Raw genomic sequence first — 280 nt, 5'->3', positions numbered from 1 at the left:
TCCGCCAGCGCGCATCGAGACGAGCGAAGGCTTCGAACACACTGCTCTGTTTGCGCGATCGCCTATCCAAGGTCCGCCCCCAGCCCCTGCATCAACTGCACAAACCCTGGAAAGCTGGTGGCGATCATGCCGGGATCATCCACCGCGACCGGTTCCTCGCTGTTCAACCCCAGCACCAGATGGCTCATGGCGATGCGGTGGTCATGGGCGGTGCGCACGGTGGCGCCGCCGGGAACGCGAGCGCCTCCCGTGACGATGAAGCCTTCCGGCTCTTCCTCCA

The 280-nt window shown here is 65.0% G+C and carries 1 protein-coding gene; it reads right to left on the bottom strand.

The features are described 5' to 3' along the window. Positions 1 to 62 precede the first annotated feature (62 nt). Positions 63 to 280, bottom strand: a 218-nt coding sequence (locus FLQ44_RS08305; RefSeq protein WP_500692541.1) for a carboxyvinyltransferase, incomplete at its 5' end; no start/stop codon positions are given.

The organism is Vogesella mureinivorans (assembly GCF_007644035.1).
In the GTDB taxonomy this organism is placed as follows: domain Bacteria; phylum Pseudomonadota; class Gammaproteobacteria; order Burkholderiales; family Chromobacteriaceae; genus Vogesella; species Vogesella mureinivorans.
The sequence above is the reverse complement of the archived record's forward strand: the minus strand, read 5'-3'. Positions and strand labels throughout refer to the sequence as shown.